This window comes from Asaia sp. SF2.1, assembly GCF_000505765.1.
In the GTDB taxonomy this organism is placed as follows: Bacteria; Pseudomonadota; Alphaproteobacteria; order Acetobacterales; family Acetobacteraceae; genus Asaia; species Asaia bogorensis.
Window position 1 is genome coordinate 84,876 of record NZ_AYXS01000049.1, and the last position, 7,979, is coordinate 92,854.

The 7,979-nt window shown below is 60.8% G+C and carries 7 protein-coding genes; all 7 read left to right on the forward strand.

Annotated features, from left to right (window positions below):
* Positions 1-1,155: 1,155 nt before the first annotated feature.
* Complete coding sequence (locus P792_RS33955) at positions 1,156-3,210, forward strand: ParB/RepB/Spo0J family partition protein (protein ID WP_018308134.1); 2,055 nt, start codon at positions 1,156-1,158, stop codon at positions 3,208-3,210.
* A gap of 84 nt (positions 3,211-3,294) precedes the next feature.
* Positions 3,295-3,792: a DUF6878 family protein gene (locus tag P792_RS33960; RefSeq protein ID WP_010669160.1), complete on the forward strand. Its 498-nt coding sequence runs from the start codon at positions 3,295-3,297 to the stop codon at positions 3,790-3,792.
* The gene (locus P792_RS33965) at positions 3,782-4,144 is read left to right on the forward strand and encodes a DUF6915 family protein (RefSeq protein ID WP_010669161.1); all 363 of its coding nucleotides are present in this window, start codon (positions 3,782-3,784) and stop codon (positions 4,142-4,144) included. Before P792_RS33960 ends, P792_RS33965 begins: the two co-directional genes overlap by 11 nt.
* A gap of 127 nt (positions 4,145-4,271) precedes the next feature.
* Positions 4,272-5,456, forward strand: a complete 1,185-nt coding sequence (locus tag P792_RS33970) for a hypothetical protein (RefSeq protein ID WP_018308133.1) — start codon at positions 4,272-4,274, stop codon at positions 5,454-5,456.
* An 83-nt stretch (positions 5,457-5,539) separates the two neighbouring features.
* Complete coding sequence (locus P792_RS33975; protein WP_018308132.1) at positions 5,540-5,980, forward strand: hypothetical protein; 441 nt, start codon at positions 5,540-5,542, stop codon at positions 5,978-5,980.
* Positions 5,967-7,013, forward strand: coding sequence for a toprim domain-containing protein (locus P792_RS33980; RefSeq protein ID WP_010517764.1), 1,047 nt, complete (start codon positions 5,967-5,969; stop codon positions 7,011-7,013). The genes P792_RS33975 and P792_RS33980 overlap by 14 nt, the downstream gene beginning before the upstream one ends.
* Positions 7,014-7,333: 320 nt before the next feature.
* The coding region (locus tag P792_RS39300; protein ID WP_035440765.1) for a hypothetical protein at positions 7,334-7,979 on the forward strand (646 nt) is incomplete at its 3' end.

Below are 7,979 nucleotides of genomic sequence, written 5' to 3' on the forward strand. Positions count from 1 at the left end.
CCTGTCACAAGGCGCCGCCCAGCCATTACATGATGCATTTCAAAATGATTTCGCAGCACGTCGCGCATCAGGATGCCCCGGTGGAGCATTGCTATGCCTGCCATACCACCGATGCATGGAACAATATTCGAGGGTATGGATGGTATAAGCACCATTAAATCTTACGAAATTTGCGTCAGAATATCGCCATTTAACGCGCGTGTGTGATGATGAAATCACTAGAAGCGGCGACATTGCCCAAAAAAGATATTGTAAATCAGAAAATATATCGAACGTTACGTATGATTATTTCGCACGTCGTAAACCTTTGAAGAAAGCAGTTGGCTTACTCTGGCCCGAATAGGGTTATTTCCAGGTTACGGCTAGATAGAAAAATTGACATTTCTTCAAAAAAATCTATAATTATTAGGACACTCCTAGAAGGGTTCAGGCTTTACTATATGCTTACCATTGATGATGGCGGAGGAACGTTATGATCGCATACTTGAGGAATTCGTTTAAAATAACGACGTGTATCTCTTTGATCGCTTTGCTTTCTGCATGTGGCACGACGACAGATCGTCGACTCACTGAGGACGAACAAAGTTGCCGGAGCATGGGGCATACTCCGGGAACGGCTGAGTTCAAGAACTGTCTGGCGGATTTAAATGCCAGAAGGTGTGCCACTTCCCGGCAAAAGGGGTGGGGCGAACATCACGATGCATCGCTGGACTGCACAAGATTGCCCTGAATACGCCGTTTATTATGTTGTGAAACATCGTTTGTGTATATCATTATATAATTAATAGGTGTCATGATGTCGCGATCCGGCTTGAGTCAGAAGCGCCGAATGGTGAGGCGTCGTTTTTGTTTGAGACATTCGGTAGCTTTTTCTGTGGATTACGGGTGGTCTAACATATTCTGTCGACGGTGCGGTTCATGTTGGTGTTCTGACTCGGATACAGATCGGACATCGCATCTTTTGTGATGTATACTGCGAGTACACATGTCCAGTTTCGGGGAGCAGATAACACAGGCTGGACGACCGACAAGAGGACGGTTAGCGACTTAATCGGCCTCGGGTTTTTCATGAAAAGTCAGAGGGTGGGAGTGATTTCATGACGGATTCAGGGGTGGGAGAGAGGCTTCCGCCCGTCCGTCACGGAGTGTTCCGCCATGGCGAGCGCCATCCAGAAAATCGCTCTCAATGCGTCCCGTGATATCCCTTTCAACAAACTGGTGCTGTCGCAGTCCAATGTGCGGCGTGTGAAGGCCGGCCTGTCGATCGAGGAACTGGCCCGCGACATCGAACGTCGCGGGCTGCTCCAGAGCCTCAACGTACGCCCTGTTCTGAACGATGATGGGACGGAGACAGGTTCCTACGAGGTGCCGGCTGGCGGCCGTCGCTTCCGCGCGCTCGAACTGCTGGTCAAGCAGAAGAAACTGGCCAAGACTGCCCCGGTGCCCTGTGTCGTGCGCGAGGCCGGATCGGCCATTCTCGCCGAGGATGATTCCCTGGCCGAGAACGTGCAGCGCGTGGCGCTGCATCCGCTGGACCAGTTTCGTGCCTTTCGGGACATGCTGGAGAAGGGCATGTCCGAGGACGAGATCGCCGCCGCGTTCTTCGTCGTGCCCACCGTGGTCAAACAGCGCCTGCGCCTGATGACCGTGTCCGACAAACTGCTCGAGATTTACGAGCAGGACGGCATGAAGCTCGATCAGCTCATGGCGTTTTCCATCAGTGATGACCATGCCCGTCAGGAGCAGGTCTGGGAGATTATCGCCCAGAGCCATAACCGCGAGCCCTATCTGATCCGCCGCATGCTGACGGAAAAAACCGTGCGCGCATCGGATCGCCGCGTGCGCTTCGTCGGGCTGGATGCCTATCTCGCTGCCGGTGGCCATGTCATGCGTGACCTGTTCGAGGCCGATGACGGCGGCTGGCTGCAGGATCCGACCCTCCTCGACCGGCTGGTGATGGACAAATTGGCTGGGGCGGCCGATGACATCCGCGCCGAAGGCTGGAAGTGGGTCGAGACGGCGCTGTCCTTCCCGTGGGGACACACGCGGGGCTTCGCGAGGATTGAAGGCTCGCCGGTTGTGCTCTCGGAAGAAGAAGCCGCCCGTCTAACCGCTCTGCACAGCGAGCAGGAAGCCATCGAGGCGGAATACGCACAGGCCGATGAGTTCCCCGACGACGTCGATACCCGGCTGGGGGAGATCGAACAGGCTATTGAGGCGCTGGAAGAACGCCCTGTGTCCTTCGATCCGGCGGAGGTGGTCCGGGCAGGGGCCTTTATCAGCCTGGATACTGATGCCACGCTGCTGGTCGAACGGGGCTTCGTCCGCCCTGAAGATGTGCCGGCGGAGCCCGAGGACGGCCCGGATACACCCGAGGGTGATGATGACGCGGTCGTCCATCACGGCGCGGGTGATGACGTCGAAGGAACTGGGACGGAAGGCGCCCCCGGCACCGAGCCCGAAGAGGAAGATGGGCTGAAGCCGCTGCCCGACCGCCTGCTGACAGAGTTGACGGCCTGGCGCACGCTGGCCCTGCGTGACGCGTTCGCCGGCAATCCGCACATCGCGTTGACCGAACTGCTCCACACGCTGGTGCGCGATCTCTACTGGCAGGTGTCGGGCGCGGATTGCCTGGAAGCCTATGTCCGGGAAATCCCGCTGCGGGTGCATTCGCCAGACATGCCGGGCAGTGTTCCCGCTCATGAACTTCGCCAGCGCAACGAGGGCTGGAAGCATGATCTTCCCGATGACGAGGATGCACTCTGGCAGTGGCTCGACGGGTTGGATGATACCAGTCGCCTGGCCCTACTGGCGCATTGCCTGTCTTTTGGCGTCAACGCGCTGCATGAATCGTCCCATGGTCCGTCTCTGGCACGTAGCGTCAGGGAGCGCCTGGCGCGAGCCGGCCGGCTGGCGACAGTGCTCCAACTCAATCCGGCCGAAGCGGGATGGCAGCCGACGGTGGAGAACTATCTCGGCCGTGTCACCAAGGCGCGTATCCTCGAAGCCGTACGCGAAGCACGCGGCGATGAGGCAGCGGCCCGCATTGCGCATCTCAAGAAAATGGACATGGCCAGTGAGGCCGAGCAGTTGCTGGACGGCTCCGGCTGGCTGCCCGAAGCATTGCGAACTGCTGGTTTGACCGACGGTCATCAGAAACAGGTCGCTGTTATCCCCATCGAAACCGCCACGAATATCGCGGCCGAATGACGGGCGCCTCGTAATTCATGACTCCGAACCTAACCGGCCCTGGCTTCGGTCAGGGCCGTCCTGCTGATCCAGGAGAAACAGGACATGACCAATCCAGGAAATACGCCTGAACGGGCCGATACCTTCACCGCCTTTTCCGAGCATTATGAGGCCTATCGGAAACGGCAACAGGAATTTGGAGCAGTCAATCGCAAAGCACTGTTTGATTGCCTTGATGCTGCTGGGATCGAAACAGCGGTGGTCACCTTCGATGGTTGCGGAGATAGCGGCCAGATCGAAGATATGGCGGTCACTCCGGAAACCGATAATACGGTTCTGGAAAACTGCATGCCTTACATCTCTGTCGACTGGCAATGTGCCACGTCGAAAACTGATGATTGCAGCGTCAAGGATGTCATTGAGAACGTCTGCTACGACCTGCTTTCCGAAGCGCACGGTGGTTGGGAAAACAATGATGGTGCGTATGGCGAGTTTACCTTTGACGTCGCGGGACGGTCCATCGCCCTGGAGTATAACGAGCGTTACACCGCCGTCGAAAACTACGGCCATGAATGGACGGAGGAAGGGCACCATGGCGCATAGTTATCATCATGCCCTCTCCTCTGTGCGGAAATGGGGCGGTACGGTAGAGGATTACCTGCCGTTGCATACATGGTTCGATGAATCGAAACTGATCACGGCGGACTTCCGGCACCGGGCGCTGCGACACCATGCGGAAGGCATCTTCCTTGCCGAAAAACTGTTCGGTGTCACACTCACGCTTTCGACCGGGCGGGCAGTGCCGACCCGGCTGATCGGCGAACAGCACGTCCGGGAAGATTTCGGGTTTATCCCGAGCTTTGCGGACTGGGTGAAGGAAATCCGACCCTGTCCATGGATGGGACGCGCCAGGCCTCTCGATGTAGAGCATGAAACACCGCACAGTATGAGCTGATGCGGGATTTCGAGAAAGCGGCTTCCGTTATCCGGAAGCCGCTTTTTTCGTGCCGGTCCGGCCGGGAAGGAGTGAGAGGGCGGCTTCGCCTCTGATGCCGAATATCCGGCAAGAGAGGAGAGTCCCCATGTCCGCTTCCATTCTGTCTTCCGCCCGCACGGGCTTCCGGATTGATCCCTCCCGTGGCGAACGCAGCGCCCGCGTATCGTCCGAATGGTTCTCGCGCCCCGATGACGAACGCTATCTGTCGCTGTCCGACCTGCATGCTGCCACGCTGGCGCGGGCAGACCGGGCCACGGCCCGCACGGTGGAAAGCCGCGCCATCCGCGTCGAGGCCTCGCGCGACAATGTCGAGCGTCTGACCCTGACCGTGCCAGGACAGCATGAGCCGATCGCGCCGACGCATTGGTCCTTCGGCCAGATGTGCAGCCTGGTCAGCGCGCCGTCCTCCTATCTGCGCGACCTGCCGGCACCGCTGGCGGCGATCAATCTCCAGCACGGGCTGCTGTCGCACCGCGCCGAACTGGTGAAAACGCTGGAGACCGAAGACGGACGGGTAGAACTGCGCGCCGTGACCGGTCCGGATTATGGCCGCATCTGGGATCACGAATTGGTCGGGGCGGTGCGCAAGATCGCGGGTGACGGCACAGGCGATACCAACTGGAAGGTGCCGGGCGTCATCGACTGGGCCACCATGACCCATAATCCCTACGTCGATATCACCAAGGAAACTACGACGCTGTATGCGTCAGACAGGGACGTGTTCCTGTTCCTCGTGGATGATACGCATCCCATCGAGGCCGGACGCCTGCCCAATGGCGATCCCGATCTCTATTTCCGGGGTTTCTACGCCTGGAATTCGGAAGTCGGCAGCAAGAGCCTAGGCATTGCGTCATTCTATCTGCGCGGGGTGTGTCAAAACAGGATGTTGTGGGGCGTGGAAAATTTCGAACAGATCACCATCCGGCATAGTAAGTTCGCGGCCTCGCGCTTCGTGCATCAGGCGACACCAGCACTACGGAATTTCGCCACTGCCAGCCCGGCCTCGTTCGTCTCCGGCATTCAGGCCTCGCGTCGGGCGCTGGTCGCGAAAACAGATGAAGACCGCGAAAGTTTCCTGCGTCGTCGCGGGTTCTCGAAACCGGAAACCGCAAAGATCATCGAAACCGTGCTGCACGAGGAAGGCCGCAAGCCCGAGAGTGTGTTCGATTTCGTGCAGGGGATTACGGCGCTGGCGCGGACAAAGGCCAACCAGGACACGCGGCTGGATCTGGAAGAGAAGGCCCGCAGGCTGATGGAGCGTGCTTCCTGAAAGCCGCTTTTCTGTCTTTCCGTAAAGACGTTTTTACGAGCCCGGCCACTGCGCCGGGCTTTTTCGTTTCGGGAGTCATTCCGATGGCTGATTTCTTCACGCATTTCTCGTGCGTTCTCGATGTGGGTACGGTGGAAAACGCTGCCAAGGCGCTCGATCTCTACAATGAATTCATGGACGAACTGGCGGCGGAAGACCCGCCATCTGATGGGTTCCGGCTTTCTGTAGAACCGGAATATGGTGGCACCAAGCTTTGGATGCGCGATGAGGTGACTGGCGATCCGCATCAGGTCGTGGAATTCGTGCTACGCTGTGCGCGGGCCTTCCGGCTTCGGGGCCGATGGGGATTCCAGTGGGCCAATAGCTGTTCACGTCCCCGGATCGGCGCCTTCAGCGGCGGTGCGCATCTGCTTGACCTTGGCAGGCGCAAAACGATTTCATGGATGACCACCGATCGCTGGCTGGCGATCGCCCTGGACGGAGGCAATCCCGACACAGGAGGGCAGGGCGATGACCTTGCATGATGCAGGCGATCTCGCCCGTCGTCTGGCGGAGAACGCGGAGGCGGTGTGCCGGCAGTATCTGTCCGCCGGTCGCCGTCACGGCAATTACTGGCTGGTCGGTGACGTGCGCAATACGCCCGGCCGGTCGCTGTTCGTCCGGCTCCACGACACCGCCAACGGCAGGGCGGGAAAATGGACGGACGCTCAGTCGGGTGAGCATGGCGACCTGCTCGACGTGATCCGCGAAAGCCTCGGCCTGGTGGATTTCCGCGACGTGGCCGACGAGGCACGCGCCTTCCTCAGCCTGCCGCATCCTGACCCAGTGCCGCCGTCACAGGACCGACCTGCCCGTGAGCGTGCTTCCGCCAGTTCTTCCGAAGCGGCACGACGGCTCTGGGCCATGTCCGGGCCGATCATAGGCACATCCGTAGACGCGTATCTCCGTAGACGCGACATTACGCTTTTGCACGGAACCGAAGCCCTGCGCTTCCATCCGCGTTGCTTTTACCGCCCGGACGAGGACGGTCTGACCGAGACCTGGCCCGCCATGATCGCCGCTGTCACCGACCTCGACGGCACTCTGACCGGTGTGCATCGCACCTGGCTGGCGGCGGACGGCCGTGGCAAGGCACCGGTCGACCATCCGCGCCGTGCCTTGGGCGGGCTGCTCGGTCATGCCGTGCGCTTCGGGGTGGCATCCGACGTGCTCGCCGCCGGGGAAGGCATCGAGACGGTGCTTTCGCTGCGGCAGGTTCTGCCCGATCTGCCATTGGCCGCCTGCCTGTCTTCGGCACATCTCGCTGCCCTGATCTTTCCGCCGCTGCTACGCCGTCTCTACGTCCTGCGCGACGACGATCCGGCCGGGGATCAGGCGCTGGCGACGCTGCACGCCCGCGCGGGTGACGCCGGGATCGAACTGATCGGCCTGTCGCCACGGCTGGGCGATTTCAATGATGATCTCCGTGCGCTGGGACGCGGCGCGCTGCGGGCGATCCTGCATCCGCAACTCGCGCCAGCGGACGTGGCACGCTTTCTGGAGGCCGCCGATACCTGAGCGGGCCGGAAAGAGGAGTGGGGGGGCCGTCTTCTGTCGGCGGGCCTGTCCTGCCTCCCGTCCGGCAGGTCCGCGCCCCGGCCTTTCAAGTGGGGAGCGGGCGTCAGCCGGGCCGGGCCTTCAATGGCGTGAGCCGGCTATTTTCCGTCGCGCCCTGTGGGGGCGCTTTACATCGCGAGGCAAAATAGCCGGCCCCCTGCCATCCTTCGCTGTGCTGCGGCCGCGCGCCAGCGCGCGGTTCCGGCCCGTCCCTGGTCTGCCGCTGTCCGCCCCCGGAAAGGCCGCGAAGGGCGCAGCCGGAGACCTGGGAGGACAGCCTCATGACCCGCATGACCGACGATTTCGAACCGCCGCACGCCGCTTCATCCACCGCGCATGTGCTGACCGAACTCCAGATGTATGGCTACCGTCCCTTCGCGGACGAGCCGGACCCCAGGCCGCTACCCGAAGCGCAGCGCATCGGGGGTGCTGTGGCCGACATCTTCGACGCCATCGCTGCGACGCTGACCGACACACGGCTGGAAGCCGATCTCGAAGCATTGCTCTGGTCCACCGTGAACATCTTCCACCGCATGGTCGGCCAGGTTGAGCGTGAGCTTGACCGCAACGAGCAGGCGCAGAAACGGAGCCAGCAGGAACAGGATGGCAGCGAGATCCGCTCGGTGGAACTGGAGCGGCTGATCGCCGAAGGGCTGACCCTGATCGAGCGCCGCAACGCCTACGAGATCTTCCGCGACGAGGCGCAGGAGCAGTTCGAGCGCCTGACCCTGAGCGCGTGGCGTCCGAAGGCCGGCTCGCTGGTGTCACGTCGCACCATGACGGCCTCCATGATCGACAGCCGCGATTTCCTCAACGCCCGACGCCGCGCCGAGGGCGAGTTGCTGGTCCCGCCCGGCCCCAAGGTGGTCGTGACCGGGGGCCTGGACTTCGACGACCATATCCTGATCTGGGACCGGCTGGATAAGG

Coding starts and splice junctions, on each gene's coding strand:
- P792_RS33960 (WP_010669160.1), top strand. CDS start 3,295: ATGACCAATCCAGGAAATACGCCTGAACGGGCCGATACCTTCACCGCC.
- P792_RS33955 (WP_018308134.1), top strand. CDS start 1,156: ATGGCGAGCGCCATCCAGAAAATCGCTCTCAATGCGTCCCGTGATATC.
- P792_RS33970 (WP_018308133.1), top strand. CDS start 4,272: ATGTCCGCTTCCATTCTGTCTTCCGCCCGCACGGGCTTCCGGATTGAT.
- P792_RS33975 (WP_018308132.1), top strand. CDS start 5,540: ATGGCTGATTTCTTCACGCATTTCTCGTGCGTTCTCGATGTGGGTACG.
- P792_RS33980 (WP_010517764.1), top strand. CDS start 5,967: ATGACCTTGCATGATGCAGGCGATCTCGCCCGTCGTCTGGCGGAGAAC.
- P792_RS33965 (WP_010669161.1), top strand. CDS start 3,782: ATGGCGCATAGTTATCATCATGCCCTCTCCTCTGTGCGGAAATGGGGC.